The following is a 17,835-nucleotide window of genomic DNA, read 5'->3' on the forward strand; positions in this document are numbered from 1 at the left end:
CACCAGCCAGTAGCATGCAGTTGAGCCATCACCACTGACATTCCGTATCATGTGTCAGTGGCGATGCATATGGAACTGCAGACCTAAAACAGGAGGTCTGTAGACCTGGCTGCTCCCCTATCCTCAGAGGCTGCACCTGCACAGCAAACGCTTACGAATCCACCGGCATTCCAAAATGTCGTTTGCAATTTAACTCTAGATTCAGAATCAATGTAAATCAAATACTTATAAGAAGTCTTGCATACCGCCTTTCCAATCTATTTGCAACACAAGTTGAGATTTAGCAGGTTCTTTGCAATTCAACTTGAGATTTAACCCAGTACGAAGTTGAAAGTTTGATTCTTTAGTCTACTATCAGTAGAACACTAGCGCTCTGTCTCTATAATTACTGTTAGGCCTTTCATGCGAAAGAAACAAATGAAGTTTGCTTGCTTAGTTGCTTTTGCACTCGGGCTCGTTACGTGCCATGCACATGCACAATCCCGCATTGTTTGCGATGCAATCTCCAAGGATGACAATCAAATCGCTTCCATCTGGCCTGCGCCGTACCTTTCAGACAAAGGTTCGCTGTGCTTCGATGTAAAGAGCTGGCCGGAATACTCTGGGCATAACTGTGTGCAAAACGGTGGCCGGATCGCTTGGACTGGCCTCGTCATTGTCAACATAGACGGTGAATCACAGGGGCGAGATTCAACGTCTTTTCGAGTGGTAAAGCCTGTACTCAATGCTGATCTCATTGAGTACACCATTGAATGGTCTCGCGATAGCAAATGGGCACCGATGCAACGGGTGAAGATCAACCGTTTGTCTGGTGTGGCTGTTAGCTACTTCATCACAATGCATGGCGGCGATTCATATCAATGTCACCTGGAAAAACGGAGGCTATAAACATGCCGCTCACAATCGCCGGTCGTGGCTGCAACACCCGATTGCGACACCGCGCCTGTCGTTTGCATCTTAAGTACAGATTTAACTACCAATTAAACCATATACTTACAAATATCTAGCAACCTCAATCTTGAGGTTATCCGCAATTTAAGTCCAGACTTTGTCTATTTCTTGCTTAATTTAAGATTTTTCCTTAGATCGGGAGATTCTCTCCTGCAAATCAATGAACCTCGCCAGATTGAGAAGTTATTGCTAAATCCAGAATCAGAAAAAAACGGCCGGGTCGAGTATGCTGAAATGCATTGCGTTTTTTCAGGTTAATTTAACCTCAGACACTTGAAAGAATAGCCATCCCATCAATTGTCACTTTTATAGTCGGCTGAGAAACGGTGACAACTCTTTATAGACCCTCGATTTTATTTTTGGCTTATCAAAGAGGTGTAAATATTTTTGTGTAAACGGTCATTTTGGCAGGGACCTGCCGCTACCTAAGTTAGGAGTAAAAATGACCGACTCAACTAAAGCAATACCCATGGAAATCGTCGACGGGGTGTTCTCAAAATATCAGAGGCCCGAAGATCTCACTGGCGAAAACGGCCCTTCACGATATTGGCAAAATTGGCATCCCGGACAGAGTTTTGCTAAAGCCTTCCCGCTTTGAGCCTGACGAATGGGAGGTGATGAAAAGCCACGCTGTGCTTGGGCAGGAGATTTGCGCTGCGATGCCCCATGAGGCTGCCCCTGAAGCAGCATTCATCATTCGCCACCATCATGAAGGTTTTGATGGAAAGGGTTATCCGGACGGCTTGTCAGGAGAGGATATTCCGGTCGCCGCTCGCATTATCACCATCATCGACTGCTATGATGCGATGACAACAACTCGCCCCTATCATGCTCCGCGCACTCATGAGGCTGTTATGGCCATCTTGGATGGTGAGAAGGGCTCTAAACTTGATCCTTATATACTTCGCCGTTTCGAGAGGGTGATCGCCCATAGCGAATTTCGCGTAGCGTAACTATGCTAAATGGAGCCTCTCCCTCGGTAGCAGATTCATTTAGGCTCTTGTCCCTTTTTATTACGAAAAATCTGCGGGAGCATCACCCCTAGCAAGGCCAGTCCGCCACCGACCATATGATAGAAAGGCACTTTGGCGTGTCGCCTTCGGTTTTTTACCGTTAAGCAACAGGTTGATACGCTTGAAATTAATATGGACTATTACTAAAGATAGGTACTCACAAAGCATGAAACAATTAAATAAGGCGTTAAATGAGGGGTGCGAATTGTTTACGGCACTTTAAGTGTCCTTACAAGAGGTAGCATAATTAAATTAAGGCTTACCTCCTGTTCCACAGAGAGTAGCGAATTAACGAACTAGTTTCTTCGCGTCTTTCATAATGTCGTCATAATGCTCCAGCAAGAAAGTATCGATTCCTTCTGGCTGTTTTCCGGTCAGCCCTTCGAAATCGTCACTTACTACATTCATGGCCCCCTGAGATATCGCATTGTCGATATGAGCTAATACGCCGGCAAACTCGCTCGACACTCCTCTGTTAGTCATATGCTGAATTAGAGCGAGCCGCGAGACAGGCCTGAATATAATATTTGTGCCAAATGTTTTATTCGTTATTGCCAAAATATCCTCGAATCCTAGCGCCTCCCTACCAGTAATGTCTAAGCAATGATGGCCAGTGCCATTCGCGAGTAAAGAGCATGCGGCTGCATGTGCACAGTCATTCCGAGAAATATAAGCAATGCGACCATCACCTGCAGCCGATACCAGTTCTCCACTGGCTATCGCGCCTGGCAGTATCCAAAGCAGCATCTCCATATAGAAAGCGTTTCTGAGAATCGAAAATCCCATTTTGCTATCTTTGAGAAAAGATTCCGTTTCAGCATGATCCTCAGCCACCATACCTAAGGGTGAGTTATCGGCTTTTAGCAAAGACGTATAAATGATGTGTTTGACACCGGCCATTTCAGCGGCTGCAATAGCGTTCCTATGTTGAGATATACGCTTTTTGCCAATATTCGTCTGATCCGTACTGATAAGCAGCAAACGCTGCGTGCCTTCAAAAGCGGTTTGGAGTGTCGCCGGTTGGTCAAAATCGGCCAAGCGCACATCTATGCCAATGTCGCGAAGATGCAGTAATTTTTCTGGCGTTCTTGTTGTTGCACGAAGTGCATGATGTGATTGTTCGAGAAGATGATCAACAGCCAGTTGACCTAGCTGCCCTGAGCAGCCGGTGATCGTTTTGAATGAATTACTCATGTTTGGTCTTTCCAAGCTAATTGAGAGTGGTGAGGCGAAGTTCGTGCTAGCCCAACTCTGTTTAATAGCGACTAACAGAATGACTTGACGAAACGATGCCTCAATACAGAACTGAAAAGTGCACATTGAATGTATGCACTGGTGTTCTTATTTAGCAGTTAATTTGAAAGACCTTTTTCACGTCGTGAATGGTATATATTGGTATCGTGCTTAGTCAAGTCGCCAGGGAAATTTACTTCATTATCCCTACAGGATGGAGTGACAAGGAATAATAATATCAATAGGTTGTATTATTCCTGCTGTATGATGGGAGAACGTTTTACGTAAAATATTACTCACGTTCTTATGCTTAATATTACTCACTAAAATATGACTAAATCAGAACTTATAAATATTTTGGCTGCGAAATTTCAAGAAATTTCCCACGCCGATACCGAGATGGCAGTTAATGTGATTTTGGCCGCCATGACCAGGACACTAAGTAATCATGATCGGATTGAAATTAGAGGATTTGGCAGCTTTGTGGTTAATTACAGGCCTGCTCGCAATGCTCGTAATCCTAAAACTGGGGAATCAGTTTATGTGGGGGAAAAAGCAGCTCCACATTTTAAAGCTGGAGTTAAGTTGAAGCAGCGAGTAAATAACTCAATGGAACCGGCTATCAAATTGGCCGCGTAAGGCTGGTTTCCAACCATAGACTTTATGTCAGCCCTAATAATCTGTACAAGAACGACAGTAATGCCTGATTGTTGTCAGATGAATATCGTTTGACTCATGCACCTAGCTCCCATCCATGTCAACTCAGATCGTTCTACTATTACTCCTGGCAGCCCTTCTACATGCAGCCTGGAATGCACTCCTACGTAACGGAGTCGATAGACTTTGGTCAATGACGGTCATGTGCCTCGCAATCGCGATAGCCAGTGCTCCAGCCGCTGTCTTTTTGAACCCACCAGCTAAAGCTAGTTGGATCTATGCAGCACTTTCAGCAGCACTGCATGTTGGTTACAACCTTTTTCTTATTAGGAGCTATCAAGCAGGCGAGCTCGTGCAAACTTATCCGATTGCACGAGGTTCCTCACCTATCGTTATCGCCCTCGCAGCCTCATTTTTTGCGAGTGAGAGTATAAGCCCAAGCGCTCTTCTTGGAATTGCCTTGGTATCAGGTGGCATTATTTCCTTGAGCTTTAATGGAAAAAAACTTGGAACCACTGGTGTCACCCATTCATTAGGGACTGGATGTTTCATTGCCGCTTACAGTGTGACTGATGGCATCGGCGTACGGTTATCTGGCGCTCCGATGGCATATACCATGTGGATGTGTGCCTTATGGGGCATCCTAATGCTCTCGATGTATATAAGCATGCGCGACGCGAAAAGCTTATTTACTGTCCGTCCAGGCTTCACTCCCGTCTTTATTGGCGGACTTGTCTCTCTTTTAGCTTATGGCATTGTTATCTATGCGATGTCCGTCGCTCCCATGGGCGCAGTATCGGCATTACGTGAAACCAGCGTGTTGTTTGTAGTATTAATTGGGTATTTTTTCCTGGGTGAGACACTTACTGTGCAAAAAGTACTGGCGTGCGTCGTAATTGTCTTAGGCATAATAATCATTGGATGAGGGGGGCCTGACTTGCAGCTCGTCCTAAAAAACATGGGCGAAAATATTTCATATATTTAGTGGGGCTCATGATCTCTGGATAACAATTAGGGCACCAGTGAATTTATGAAAGGATAAGGATGCTTGAATACCCAACCGTCGCCCTCATTGGTCCAGGTGCGATCGGCACGACCATAGCTGCGGCACTTCATGAGATTGGGCGCACACCGACTATTTGCGGACGCTCGGCACATGAGTTTCTAGAACTAGTTTCTGATAGTGACCATATCGTTGTTCCTGGCCCTGTGGTGACTGATCCAGCTAGTATTACAAGCGCATACGATCTAGTTTTTGTCGCAGTTAAGACAACACAGATTGAGGCCATTGGACCATGGCTGTCTGCTTTGTGTAGCCCACAAACAGTTATCTGCGTACTGCAAAACGGCGTCGAGCAAGAAGCCCTCTTCGCACCATATTTATCTGGCAGTTCATTACTACCCTCAGTGGTGTGGTTTCCTGCGGAACGAGAAACGAGTGCCTTAGTGCGATTGCGTGGTAAAGCCCGCCTGACCTTACCTGACATCCCAGCAGCCAACATAGCGCTCTCAGCATTACGTGGTACATGGTGCTCGGTTGAAATTTCGGGAGATTTCACATCAATCGCGTGGAGAAAGTTATTACAAAACGCGGTAGCTGGTTTAATGGTTTTAACAGGTCGCCGTGCTGGCATATTTTCCAGAACAGACATAACTGAGCTGTCGCTAGCCTATCTAGGAGAGTGTCTTAAGGTAGCTCGTGCCGAGGGGGCAGCACTGGGCGATGAAGTGCCGCAACAAATCATGGATGGATTCCATCATGCTCCTGCGGACCTAGGTACTTCGATTCTCGCAGACCGGAAAGCTGATCATCCCCTCGAATGGGACAGCCGGAACGGAATCATTCAGCGGCGTGGTCGAGTGCATGGAATTCCTACACCCATGAGTGATTTAATTGTGCCCCTCTTGGCGGCGGCAAGCGACGGTCCTGGTTAAAGATCGCTGCGTCCCTCATCGGCTATTTTTGTATCGTGGCAAACGCTCATGCAAGTCGAATGGAAGTGATAAAGAGAGAGTAGGACACCTGTCACGCCCAAGGAGTTAGAGGTTGTGACATACCGCCTCAATGTTGTGGCCGTCCGGACCAATGACAAAGGCAGCGTAATAGTTCTCGTGATAGTGCGGACGCAAACCCGGGGGGCCGTTGTCTTTTCCACCTGCTGCAATTGCCGCAACATGGAACTCGTCAACCTGCCTGCGATTCTCCGCAGTAAAAGCAAGATGCATATGAGACGGCTGGGTATTGGTCTCAGAAAGCCACAGAGAAGGCTTCTTGTTTCGACCAATTCCTACGCTGGAAGGCCCTTCCATTGAGACTTCAACCCCAAGCGGCTTAAGCGCTTTAAGATAGAATGCCTTACTCTCGGCCAGACTTGTGACACCAATACCGATGTGATCGAACATTGCGGCCTCCGCATAATAAGTTTGAGATTATCTACTTCCATCCCAACCCAACGAGTTTAATCGACCAAATATTTGAGTTAGGGATATTATTAAACACCCACTTGAATGTCAGGTTAAGCATTTTCTGGCAATAGCGGGTATGCCATCGCTAACGCCCTGGCGAGCGAGGGCGCCAAAGTCATCATCAATGGCAGGACGCAGTCAGGGGTGGACAAAGCAATTGCTGAAATCAAAGCCGCCACCAATACGGATGTCCTTGGTTTCGCCGGCGACTTGAGCACGGCAGATGCCGCCGATGCACTATTCAAACAATATTCCAATGTAGAAATCCTGGTGAATAACCTGGGTATTTTTGAGTCCAAGGAATTTGAGGATATCCCTGATGCCGACTGGATACGCTTCTTCGATGTGAAAGTGCTGAGCGGTATACGCTTGTCCCGCATGTATCTGCCCGCCATGAAGCAGGCCGACTGGGGCCGCATTATCTTCATCTCTAGTGAAAGCGCTGTGCAGATACCCACCGAAATGGTTCATTACGGCATGACCAAGACCGCTCAGATCGCCGTATCAAGAGGTTTGGCTGAAACCTTGGCAGGCACCGGCATTACCGTTAACTGCATATTGCCGGGACCGACCAGAACACGCGGCGTGTTGGATTTTGTCGATGCATTATCAAAAGACGGCCAGACCTTTGAGGAATTCGAGAAAGAGTTCTTTGAAAAAGTGAGGCCAACATCGTTGATCAAGCGCTTTGCCAGCCTTGATGAAGTCGCTTCTTTAGTGGCCTATATCGCCAGCCCACTGGCATCTGCAACCACCGGCGCAGCCTTGCGCGTAGAGGGTGGATTGTTGAAAGGTGCTTTTTAAGTTTTTTAATACTTGTTTGCTTGCGAAGTCTTCTTGCCTTGCAGAGCGTCCAGCTTTGATTGGGCAAGGGGGCGGTGCTGGCAGCCAAGCCTGGCTTGTCAGGCTGCCAGCATTTCCCTTTATCAATTCACATCACAACAATGTCGCGGCTAGATGCCTGTTTATGCTTTACGGCGACGCGCTACGAACCCTGCCAAGCCCAGCCCGGCCATTAACATGGCATATGGCTCAAGCTCGGGGACGGCAGATACCTGAGGGATATCGATATCGGCGCCCTTGTAATAATGATTGGCATTGATCTGGATGTTGGAATTCCAGGCGCTGACAATCACATTGCCATTGATCTGACCGCCGCCGCCAGTCACGGTAGCAAATGGCGCAAGAATAGAGCCATAGACACCGACATTGTTGAAGCTCAGCGTGGTGGCATCATAAAAGTTAAACAGCACGTTGTAATTGCTGAAGCCATTGGGTGAGCCTCCCTGAAAACCGGCAAAGGTACCTGATACATTAACAATGATGGTTTGATCCGCCGAGAGTTGCGCGAAGTTTGAATAGTTAACGTTGTAAAGATCGTTGCCTGCTACGTTAAATACCTGCACGCCGGAACTGCCATCGCCCTTGAAGGTGACACCGCCGTATGCATAATCCACGGAACCGTTGGCATTCAATTTCGACAAGCCCGACGATAATGCCAATAGCGCGGCTTTTTCAATGGCGAACGAAACAGGCGCACTGCCATTCACTATCGCATTTACATCCAGGCCCGCCGTGGTAGCCGTGCCAGCCACATAAGCGTTTCCATGCTTGATGGAGCCATTGGTAAATCCAAGATTATCACCCACTACCAGCGCGTAACCGTTATAGGCTTTGTTGTTGGCATTGACGCTATATGAAGTGACATTCATATTACCGCCCACCGCAACAGCGCCTTCGGTATCACTCGCATTACTCGAAAAATCATTGAATACAAACGCATTGAATTTACCTGCTGTTCCCAGATCAATTGCGGCGGATGCGTTCATTGCAAAACCCACCATACTCATTGCTAGCACAACCCCGTTTACTAATTTATACATACCATTCCCCGTTTATTTGTTGCGTTAAAAATCTTTAAAATCTTATCTAAGCTTAGCTTAGAGCGTGCCTAGAACATTGACGAACCAGCCGCGACTTCGATACGAAAGGTTGGTTAAATCATCGGAATAATCGGTGAAGTTATAGCCGACGCCCGCCTTGACGCCTTTCCCCATATGCCGATAGATGGCGAACAAGGCGCCAGCCTTCGCATCCTTGGCTTCAGTCGCGCGCAGGTTACGCACTTCCACCAGCGCATCCCACTCCTTTATAAAATGCCAGTCGGCCCGCAAGATCATGAGATCGGCCCGACTGGAAAACCAGTCGCCATCAACCTTGTTGTCTTTCAGCTCACCAATACGGAAGGCATATTTGGCCCCGATTGAGAGCCATGGCTTCACATCGTAAATAGTGTCTACGGACAATACCTGACTACGCTGGGCGTAATCTGCCACGCTGCCCGATGGCGCCAGTTGTCCTGGCGAGGGCAAGTTATAAAAATTGGTGTATTTGAACAGGGTGTTCCAGCGATCATTCTGCACTGGCCGATAGGCAGCCCCGGCCACCAATTCATGATAGTCGCCATCATAAAAAGCACCGCGGCTATTATTGGAAACCGACACATTTGCCTTGCCCAGCAAGCGCCATTCTGGCGTGGACTGGTAACCCCAGGTGTTGCGCATCAGCCAGGTATTGCGTTCACCAGCCAGGTTGCTATCCTCATCGCGGAACTCAAGATTACCGGCATATTTTGTACGGTCCCGCTTATAGGCCACCGAGAAGCTGACCGCTTTTCGCTTGAGATCGCCAGCCAATGGATCAGACACCGTGCCCATTTCGCCTTTGGCACCAAAATTCCAGTAATCATTGGCCGCAAAATCCAGGCCAAACGCATTGATAAGGCTTTGCGGACCGGCGCCATTGGTCATGCGCGTTTCCCCGAACACGCGCATTTCGTCTGTTACTTTATAGCTGGAGCCATTTACAAAAGATCCTTGGCGCCCACGATACAAACTGTCAGGACGCTCAGTCTCCACAATATAGTTGGTGTAGGCATTGCTGCGATCAGACAGCCGGTAATCCGCCCCCAGCCGCAATCCTGGCCCCATATTACCTTGCGAGCCTTCCGCCAACAGCTTGATGCGCTCGGTCATCTGCCAGCTCATGCCAAGGCCGGCGCGGTTGTTGGCATCGCGCGTCTCGTCATGCACCACCGTGCCCTGCACATAGCCATAGGCCGCCCAATCTTCTTTTTCGCCGGGTTTGCCATCTTCTTTTTCCGGCGTGTAATCGAGCCGCACTTGCGTATCGGTCCTATCACCCGTCTGCGAAAGCAGGCTGCTAGCATTGGGTACATTCACATTACGATTATCCTGGCGCACGGCAACCCCGACCTGCCATTGCGGGCTCAGTTTTTCCCGCACTCCAACTTCCATGGCCACGCTGTCTAGGCTATCCGACTGGCGACTATCGCCCTTGGCATCCAGTTGAGTGGTTTCGGTCAGCTGTACATTGGCCTTGAAGCCCTGCTGTGACAGCTGCTCGCCGTTGTAAACGATCTGCCCCGGTGCCGAAAATCCGCGTTGCCGCTCCTGCACATAAGCACTGACCTTGCCCTTGTTCTTGTCGGTAATCTCGGCGAGATCAACACTACCTTCAACGCGGTAGGCATTGGCATCCATGCGCGGCGCCATCAACCCGCTAAAGGCAAAACCACCATCCAGCGAGGTTTGCGCGCCATCCCCTGCGCCTTCGGAGCGCGCCGTTTCCAGCTTGATAAAGGTGCCGGGTTTATACCGGATAGTGGTATCCAGGCCGCTGAGCTTTTGCTCGCTTAATCCTTCCCCTTGTTTATAACCGCTGACACCCACCTGCCAGTTATCGTTGATCCACTGGCTGGCCCGCCCGCCGACGGATACGTTATCTACCGAGGTCAGGCCCGGCACGTATTCGTAAGAAGTCACCAGATAAAGCGCATTGCCATTCAGCGAAGAAGTGCTGATCAGGCTGGAAGCGCCACCGGTCGAGTTGAGCGGCTGGTTAAGGGTAATGCGGCCTTGAATGTAGTTGATTTCATAATCCTGCGCCGGAGCCAGCAGCTTGCGCTCGATCACCAGGCCAGAATCACGGTCGCGGACTTCTACCCACACGCGCTCAGAACCCATGGTGAGCAGCTGATGACGCAAATAGTAGAGCGAACCGCCCGTGCCCCGGAATTCATCGCGCGCGCCCAGGGTGCCAGGGTCTGCGGCAAAGCCATCGACTTGCGTGCGTTTTTCGCCATAGGTCGTGGTCTCGGTAGAGCGATAGCGTGCATTGGCGCCATATAGTCCACGCGAGTATTGCAACAACTCGGTGCCGTTCCATGTGGTCTTAAAATTCCCCCACATGACATGCGATTCGCCTCGCGCCAGCTTGACGTAAAACTTGCCCTGGGTAGGCGCATCATCCACCGTGGTGCTGTCATCCCCATACACAGGGTAATAGAGGTCTGGGTTGATATTGCGCAACAGATAGCGCGGATCCTTGGAAGAGAAGTTGCTGAATAGGTCTCCCAAAGGTTGCTCACGCGTATCCGCCGATGCCGTAAGCAAGTACTCGCCCTTGACCTTGCCCTTGAGATAGAAGGCACCGCGACCATCTACATAGGTGGAGCCATCGTAATGCTGCTTGTCGCCGGTAACCAGCTGGGCCGGACCGCTAACGCGATTATTGCCTGCGGTGAGGTCACCCATGGCCACGTAAAACCAGTCATCCTGGGCAATATTCAGATTGCGCCGGAATGTACTGAATTCGCCAGTCGGCTCTATCAGCTTCACCTCAACCGTATTGGGGCCGCCAGGCATGATCTGCTTCATGGCAAACTTGCCAGTCGAATCGACGGGGATATTCAAGCCAAAAGCTTCGATTTGCTGGCCGGGCTTGAGGCGCGAGCCATTCACGGTGACCGTGCCACCTTTGACCGGAATATTGCGCAGGCTGAGGCTGTTTTCCCCATAGCCGATCAGCTCTTCCTTGCCGGGCTGCAGGTCAGCATTCAGCGGCGCGCGATTCAGCAGTTGCAGCGGCTTCAGCGCGCTTTCGTCGTAGCGGCCCTGCGCGTCGTATACCCGCAGCAGATACATCACCTGATCATCACCGGTGAGCGGTGTTGTATAAGTGATCGTGCCATTCCAGTTCACCGGAAGAATTTCCAACGGCGTTTCCTGCACCTGCTGCCCTGGACGGAATAGCCGGATCTCGGCTTTTTTGATCCATGGCAGATAATTTGCCCAAGCCCGGAAGACGGCTGCCTGCCCTCGCTCCACGCCGTTGGGGGTCACCCACACATTCATTTGCGGCACGGTGGAGAGATTGTCGTAACGCACCTGTATATCGGATTGCTCCAGGGCAACATCGGTACAACGCTGGCGGTCTGCCTCAATCGGCGCATCATTAATATCCACCGGCTCGCCATCCACCGTCACCCGAAACGGCAAGGCAGCACGTTTGGCATTGATGGCCTCGCATGTTCCTCTCGGCAGCACCGGCGCTGGCGGTCGCGCCGCTTCCACGGTCTGGTTAAACCATATGCGGATTTCAACGCGCCGGTTCATGGCCATGTTTTGCGGCGTATCGTTGCTGGCCACCGGCTGGCTTTCGCCATAGCCGGTCAAGCTGATGCTGGAGTTTTCTATCCCGAGCTTCTCTTTAAGATAGGCCGCCACGGCCAGCGCCCGCGCTTCAGAAAGCCCCTGATTGTTGCGGAACAAGGCACGCGCATTGGCAGAAAGCCGCTGGTTATCGGTATGCCCGGCGATATCAATCCGCACACCGGGTTTGCCTTGCAGCTCCTGCACCAGCGCATCCAGTGCCACCAATGCATTTGCCGTCAGCTCGGCTTTGCCAGAGGCAAACTGGGCGGCGCCCTGATTTTCTATCAATACGGTGCGCACTTCAGGCGCTGCCGCTGGCACATTGGCAGCGGCGGCTTTCATGGCTTCCAGCACACTACTGGTAATGCCGGAAGGCAATGGGTATGCCACCGGGCCTTCGACCTCCACCGGCGAAGTTAGCCCCAAGGTCTCAACCCGCGCATTGTCGACGCGCTTGCCGGTTTCCTGCGCAAAATCCGGGGTGGGACGTTTGGCCGCAGGCACCATGGCCACTACCTCGTCAGCCTGCACCTGCTGAATCAGCAGGCTGATGGTGACCGCAATGGCGCGGCGTTTCATGTGATGTGGTTTGTAGCTCATGGCTGACCCTCCAGCGCAGTTTCTATGACCAGCGGATACGCCGGCTCCTCCTTGTTTGCTTTGGCGCGCTGTTTCCACAGCTCACGCATGGCATTCGCCACGGCATCAAGCCTGCGCTTGGCCAATTTGCGATCGCCATCGCCAGGGTCATAGGCCAGACGGAGGATGGAAGGTCGTTGAGATAAACGCTCAGCCAGCGGGGCAAGCGATTGCTGCCACTCTGCAAGCAAGTCGGTTGAGGACGCCGCAAAGGCGGCATTGGAGAGATCAACCCGGATAACGCGGTGTATGGTCGCGCCAAAGTTGAGCTTCGCCATCTTGCCGCGGGTCACCCGGACATCGCGCGGATTTTCAGTGGTCACCCGATAGCCGGAAGGCAGCGTGCGCTCATCCAGTTTCATGACGAAATTGCTGCCGTGGTCGCTTTCAGGAATATCGGCGCAGGCCACATGGAACCGGCCTTCGGCATCGGTGGTGACCAGCAGACCGCGTACAGTGACTACCCGCACATTGGCAATGCCGGGCTCGCCTTCATCCTGGTAGCCATTGGCATTTTTATCGTCAAATACCTTGCCTATGATGTCTGAGCAATCAAAGGTAGGGTCGGGAGTCACCCGTACGGTGGCATTGGCCACATTGGAAACCAGGGTGCCAACTGCGGCATTCTGCCCCCATGCCTGATTCACATACTCACCTTCACCCACACCGGTACCCACCACCAGCATCAGCTTGTAGATTTTGCGTTCGCCGATGGCAAAGCTCTGGTTTTTCCAGGTCAGATCGCGGCCGGTGCTGATAGGCTCAAGCGAGCTGCCATTCAGCGAGGCCGATCCACTGCGGTATTTAAAGCCGGCAGGAATCCGGTCCACGATATCAATGCCGGGGATAACCGTTGCCAATGCATTGGTGACGGTGACGGTATAAGGCACCAGATCACCCTTGGCGACATTGACCAGCGGGGTGGTTTTGCTGACGATCAGTGCGCCAGCCAGGATAGGGTCCAGCGGCAGGTGATTGTTAACCACATTGGCCGAGCGGTTTGGCCCCAGGGTATTCGTGATATTGAAGCTGGCGTAATAAAGCGTAGTCGCCTGGTCTGCCGTCGAGATGGCGCCTGAATTGGCCGGGCAGCTCGCCGGATTATGCAATGTGGCCCCGGCCGCTGGCGCCGCATTTGTCGTTTGCATCAGGGCAGGGTCCGGGCTGTTATTGACGCCCAAGGTAGCCGTACAGACCGGTATCAGCGTTGACAGGCCCGGCTGGAAGCCAGCAGGCGCGGTAATCGTCAGGCTGTAAATTCCATTCGGCGCCGTCGAGGTCAGCAGGAACTGGTAGCGACCATCCGCGCCAGTAGTAACGGTGGTATTGCCGCCTACCAGATGCGTGGCATTAAAACCGGCAGGCCCGTTGATGGTGACTTGCGCGCCTGGCACTGGCGCCCGGGTAACGCTGTTATAGACCACGCCAGCAGGGTCCAGCGGCAAGCTCTGGCCGAGGATATTGTCGCCATTTTGCAGCGTCAGTCCGCTCAAAGTGCCATCCGTCATGGAGGCGCCAGCCGGATTCGCTGCCGGATTGACGCTGCCATTGGTGTAGCTTGCGCCGCTCTCGTTGGGAACCGCATTGCCATAAATGACACCCGTGGTCGGGTGGATAAAGCGCACCTGATAGCCACTGCCAGGCGTCAGGCCTGCAAACACGTAGGCACCGGTCTGATCGGTGGTGCGGCTGTCGACCAGGGATCCGTTGCGCAACAATTCAACTATCCAGCCCTGTTGCGGAACATCAATGCTCGCGCCACTGCTCATGGCACGGTCATGGTCGGAATCCAGCCACACGTGCCCGCTCAGGTTGGCGCTGCCGCTGGCGGCCGGTGGTTCGCCAAAGTTATAGCCGGTCGCACTGCTGGTCAGCGGGACAGTAAAGGTGTCGGTTCCTGCTGGCAGAACCGTACCGGATGCATGGGCAGGCGAAACATTGCCCAGCGAGCCGACCTGGTCCTTGCCGTCGGTGAATCCCGCTGGCTGGGTTTCCGTTACGGTATAACCCGCCGCATTCGCTGGCGGCAGACCGCTGAATACATAATTGCCCGATGAATCAGTCACCACGGTACAACTGGTCAGCACGGTGCAGATATCGACACCCGCCGAGGTTGTCCCGGCAATGGTCAGCGAGACCCCGGGGATTCCAGGTTCACTGACATTCTGCAGGCCGTCGTTATTGATATCGGTAAAGACGCGGCCACCCAGCGATAAATTGTTTACCGCAATGTCCGAGCGCACCGTGGTGGATTCAGTCTCCTGGTTATTGCTTGGGTTGCGGTCGGTCTCATTGGCAAACACCGTGGCAACCGTGTTGTGGATATCGCCGCCGGTGGCCGGGGAGGAAAGCAGACGCACACTCAGGTAACGGTTGCGACTGGAGGCATTCGCCAGCTGGCTCTCGCTGCCGGTGTAAACACAGGAAATAGTCAGTGTGGCCGGGCCGGTAACTTCGCTGCCGATATTGTTGCAAATGCTGCCGGAAGGAGGACCAAAGGCTGCGCTATCCCCCAGGAAGCGGATGGTTTTACCACTGGGTGGCGTAATGGCATAGGTAAAGCGCACACCGGTCGCCAGCGACGGACCGTTGTTAACCAGGTTTACGGTATAGATGACGTCGTTCTGAGCATTATTGCCACCATCCGTCGTGTCATAGCCCAGCGGATCTACATTGTCTTTGTTATTCACCAGCAGATCGACATCTGCGGCTTGTAGGGTCACGGTGGCGGACTGGCTGTTATTGCCGCCGTCAGTCCCGGCAACATTTTCCGCGGTGGTGGTGGCAATGGTGGCGGTGTTGGGAATCGTCCAGGTATCTGCCGTTTGCCCGCTTTTCCAGTTGGGTCGCACCACCATGGTAATAGTGCGTTGTTCCCCGCTATTAAGGTTGCCGCCAGCGCATGTCAATGTCGCAGTCCCCGGGCCGTAACTCTGGCCCACGGTCAAGCCACTGCAGCTGGGGCTGCCCGATGTCCAGCCTTGAGGCGTGATGGAAACCACGGTAAACCCAGGGTCGCTCGCGGCGACAGTGAATGTGTCTGTCACTGTCACGGCGGCGGCTGGTGAAGGCCCGTTATTGCGGAAGGTCAGGATGTAAGTGACATTGGTACCGGCTTCGGTATTGGCGGGCGTCGGTATCTTGGACACCATTTGCACATCGGCAATGGGGTCGATATTAATGGCGACAGAAGCGGTATTGTTGGCGGTGTTGGTATCGCCTTGCGTGGTCGAGTTCACCGTTGCCGTATTGGTAAAGCTGCCCGCATTCAGGTTGCGGGATACGGGAATGGAAAAGCTGACGGTATCGCCATTGCGCAGAATACCCGCGGACTGGGTACATTCCATCACGCCTGAGGCATCCACCGCGCAGTTGAACGTAGCGCTAGAGCCATTCGTGTAAGCAGGCGTGACGGTGACAACTGGCGTAGGCGTATCGCTGCGATAGCCAGGAATCGGATCGCGCACCACGATATCCTGCGCATCCACCGTTGCACTCAAATTGCGCACGGTCAACAGGTAAGTCATGGTGGATTCATTGAATTCCAGCCGGCTATTGGTTCCGCCAGCAGTGGAGACGGTTTTGCTTATCGCCAGGTCAACCGAGTTGGTTGCCTGCGTCACACTGACACTCGCGCCCATGGTCGGCACTGGGAACCAGCAGGTCTGCCCAGACGCGCAGCTGACCCCGGCATTATTGGTCGCGGTGTAAGCCGAACCCTTGATTTTGGACTGCGTGATGATGTTCAGCTGATTGGCGCTGGCGCCGGAAGCCACCGTTCCGCTATAGGTACAGGTAACAACTGAAGCGGCTGGATCCAGCGTGGCGCCACCAGACGTGGGGGTGCATGACCAGTTGCTGCCGCTGAAACTGACGAAGGTCTCATCGGCGGTATTGATGGTATCGGTGACGATAATGGTGTTTGCCGCGGCTGCCGTGGGGCCCTGGTTGGCCACACGAATAACGCTGGTGATGTTCTGCCCTTCAGCCACCGGGTTGGGGCTACGGGTTTTGTTGATGGAAAGACCAGCACCATCCGGAGACACATTGAGATTGACGCTAGCGCTGTTATTGCTGAGTACCGGGTCCGTGGGGTTACCCGCATTGTGCGCAATGGTGGCCGTAATGCCGTTATAGGCTTGCACACTGGTGACTGTGGGCGCCTTGGCGATAATCGTAATATTGTCGGTACGGGCGGAGGCAAAGTTGCCGGTACTCACGCAGCTGACAAGATTGCCTGCATCAACCGTGCATGCCCCCCAACCGGCCCCAATCGGAACCGCAGACACATAGGTGAAATCAGCGGGCAACTGATAAGTAACGGTGACGCCATTAGTGGCATCACTTGGCCCCAGATTCGTCGCCTGCAGGCTGAAGGTCGTGTTCTCATTGGACCTGGCCGGAGATGGAGAAGGCGAATTCTGGGTAATGCGCAAATCGGCGCCTGGATTGATGACAACACTGCTCGCCAAGGCGTTGTTATTGGGATCGGGATCGCCCACCGAGGAGCTGATGCGGGGAGCAATCTGCGCATTGCCAGACGCAGCTCCTGTCACTTTGGTCACGAGATTCAGGCCGGAAAAACTGGCGCCATTGGCCAGCGCAGGCCCATTACAAGTCACATTCTGCCCATTGGCAGAGCAGCTGAACCCGGCCCCGCTTCCCGAAACAAAGGTCAGAGATGCAGGCAACGTCACACTGACCGCACTGTCCGGCGCACTATTCGGCCCCTGATTATCCCCACTCAAGGTCCAGGTAATGTTGCCTCCCCCCGCAACAGGATCTGGGGAACCGGCCCCAGCGGTTAGGCGCAGATCGGCGCCGTTATTGATGGTGGTATTTTGCGTGGCAGTATTGTTGCCAGAATTGGTTTCAGAAGAACTGGTAGCGACCGTCGCCTGCACATCCACCGTACTGCCGGTCGATGCCGAGGTACGCAGCAAAAGACTTAAATTGGCGCTATTGCCGCCAAGCAAATTGCTGCTCAGTGAGCAGACAATATTATTGCCAGAGGTGACGCTGCCTGCCGCCGGGCAAGTGCCCCCAGCAAGCGCGCCTGACTCATAAACGACCGTGGCAGGAAGAGGAATGGAAATCGTGACGTTAGTCGCGGCTTCATCGCCATTATTACTGGCTACGATGGAGTAAGTGACGACGCCTCCGCGTACCGCAGGGTCAGGGGTATCAGTGAAGGTTGATACCAGTACATCGACAGCGGCTGTCGCTATTAATGGCATCATGAATATGAATGCCGCGACCCCACGCATAACTAATGCACAAGGTGATTTCTGCGCACACGCGCCACTCTTCAGTCCTGCCCTCCCCATACCACTCTCCCTAGCAAATACCTATAAATCAAG

At 52.6% G+C, this 17,835-nt stretch carries 12 protein-coding genes; 7 read left to right on the forward strand and 5 right to left on the reverse strand.

Features of this window, described 5'->3' with window-relative positions; all coding sequences use genetic code 11:
- The first annotated feature begins 402 nt into the window (after positions 1-402).
- The 3 genes from ACWWD9_RS12175 to ACWWD9_RS12185 all read left to right on the forward strand — a co-directional run bounded on the left by ACWWD9_RS12175 (position 403) and on the right by ACWWD9_RS12185 (position 1,904).
- On the forward strand, positions 403-888 hold the full coding sequence (locus tag ACWWD9_RS12175; protein ID WP_455867167.1) for a hypothetical protein: 486 nt from the start codon (positions 403-405) through the stop codon (positions 886-888).
- A gap of 532 nt (positions 889-1,420) precedes the next feature.
- Positions 1,421-1,549, forward strand: coding sequence for a hypothetical protein (locus tag ACWWD9_RS12180; RefSeq protein ID WP_455868165.1), 129 nt, complete (start codon positions 1,421-1,423; stop codon positions 1,547-1,549).
- The gene (locus tag ACWWD9_RS12185) at positions 1,527-1,904 is read left to right on the forward strand and encodes an HD-GYP domain-containing protein (protein ID WP_455867168.1); all 378 of its coding nucleotides are present in this window, start codon (positions 1,527-1,529) and stop codon (positions 1,902-1,904) included. Before ACWWD9_RS12180 ends, ACWWD9_RS12185 begins: the two co-directional genes overlap by 23 nt.
- 348 nt (positions 1,905-2,252) lie before the next feature.
- Here the strand turns inward: ACWWD9_RS12185 and ACWWD9_RS12190 are convergent, their stop codons facing one another.
- Positions 2,253-3,158 carry an SDR family oxidoreductase gene (locus tag ACWWD9_RS12190; RefSeq protein WP_455867169.1) on the reverse strand — a complete coding sequence of 302 codons (906 nt, stop codon included), beginning with the start codon at positions 3,156-3,158 and terminating at the stop codon, positions 2,253-2,255.
- A 369-nt stretch (positions 3,159-3,527) separates the two neighbouring features.
- Between ACWWD9_RS12190 and ACWWD9_RS12195 the strand changes: the two genes are divergently transcribed.
- The 3 genes from ACWWD9_RS12195 to ACWWD9_RS12205 all read left to right on the forward strand — a co-directional run bounded on the left by ACWWD9_RS12195 (position 3,528) and on the right by ACWWD9_RS12205 (position 5,789).
- Positions 3,528-3,836 (forward strand): integration host factor subunit beta, encoded by a 309-nt coding sequence (locus ACWWD9_RS12195; RefSeq protein WP_455867170.1) that lies wholly within the window; start codon positions 3,528-3,530, stop codon positions 3,834-3,836.
- 115 nt (positions 3,837-3,951) lie between these two features.
- Entirely contained in the window at positions 3,952-4,779 is an 828-nt protein-coding gene (locus ACWWD9_RS12200; RefSeq protein WP_455867171.1) for an EamA family transporter, read from the forward strand.
- A 119-nt stretch (positions 4,780-4,898) separates the two neighbouring features.
- A complete protein-coding gene (locus ACWWD9_RS12205; protein ID WP_455867172.1) occupies positions 4,899-5,789 on the forward strand; it encodes an oxidoreductase in 891 nt (296 codons plus the stop codon).
- A 105-nt stretch (positions 5,790-5,894) separates the two neighbouring features.
- Here ACWWD9_RS12205 and ACWWD9_RS12210 read toward each other — a convergent pair whose 3' ends face one another.
- The gene (locus tag ACWWD9_RS12210) at positions 5,895-6,257 is read right to left on the reverse strand and encodes a VOC family protein (RefSeq protein WP_455867173.1); all 363 of its coding nucleotides are present in this window, start codon (positions 6,255-6,257) and stop codon (positions 5,895-5,897) included.
- A gap of 183 nt (positions 6,258-6,440) precedes the next feature.
- On the opposite strand from ACWWD9_RS12210, the gene ACWWD9_RS12215 reads away from it, so the two are divergent.
- Positions 6,441-7,124, forward strand: coding sequence for an SDR family NAD(P)-dependent oxidoreductase (locus ACWWD9_RS12215; protein ID WP_455868160.1), 684 nt, complete (start codon positions 6,441-6,443; stop codon positions 7,122-7,124).
- Between the two features lie 161 nt (positions 7,125-7,285).
- Here the strand turns inward: ACWWD9_RS12215 and ACWWD9_RS12220 are convergent, their stop codons facing one another.
- The 3 genes from ACWWD9_RS12220 to ACWWD9_RS12230 form a co-directional block, all read right to left on the reverse strand.
- The gene (locus ACWWD9_RS12220; RefSeq protein ID WP_455867174.1) at positions 7,286-8,149 is read right to left on the reverse strand and encodes a choice-of-anchor A family protein; all 864 of its coding nucleotides are present in this window, start codon (positions 8,147-8,149) and stop codon (positions 7,286-7,288) included.
- Between the two features lie 111 nt (positions 8,150-8,260).
- The gene (locus ACWWD9_RS12225) at positions 8,261-12,436 is read right to left on the reverse strand and encodes an OmpA family protein (RefSeq protein WP_455867175.1); all 4,176 of its coding nucleotides are present in this window, start codon (positions 12,434-12,436) and stop codon (positions 8,261-8,263) included.
- Complete coding sequence (locus ACWWD9_RS12230; RefSeq protein ID WP_455867176.1) at positions 12,433-17,715, reverse strand: SdrD B-like domain-containing protein; 5,283 nt, start codon at positions 17,713-17,715, stop codon at positions 12,433-12,435. Before ACWWD9_RS12230 ends, ACWWD9_RS12225 begins: the two co-directional genes overlap by 4 nt.
- Positions 17,716-17,835 lie beyond the last annotated feature (120 nt).

The sequence above is a fragment of the Methylovorus sp. SPW-M1 genome (assembly GCF_053848825.1).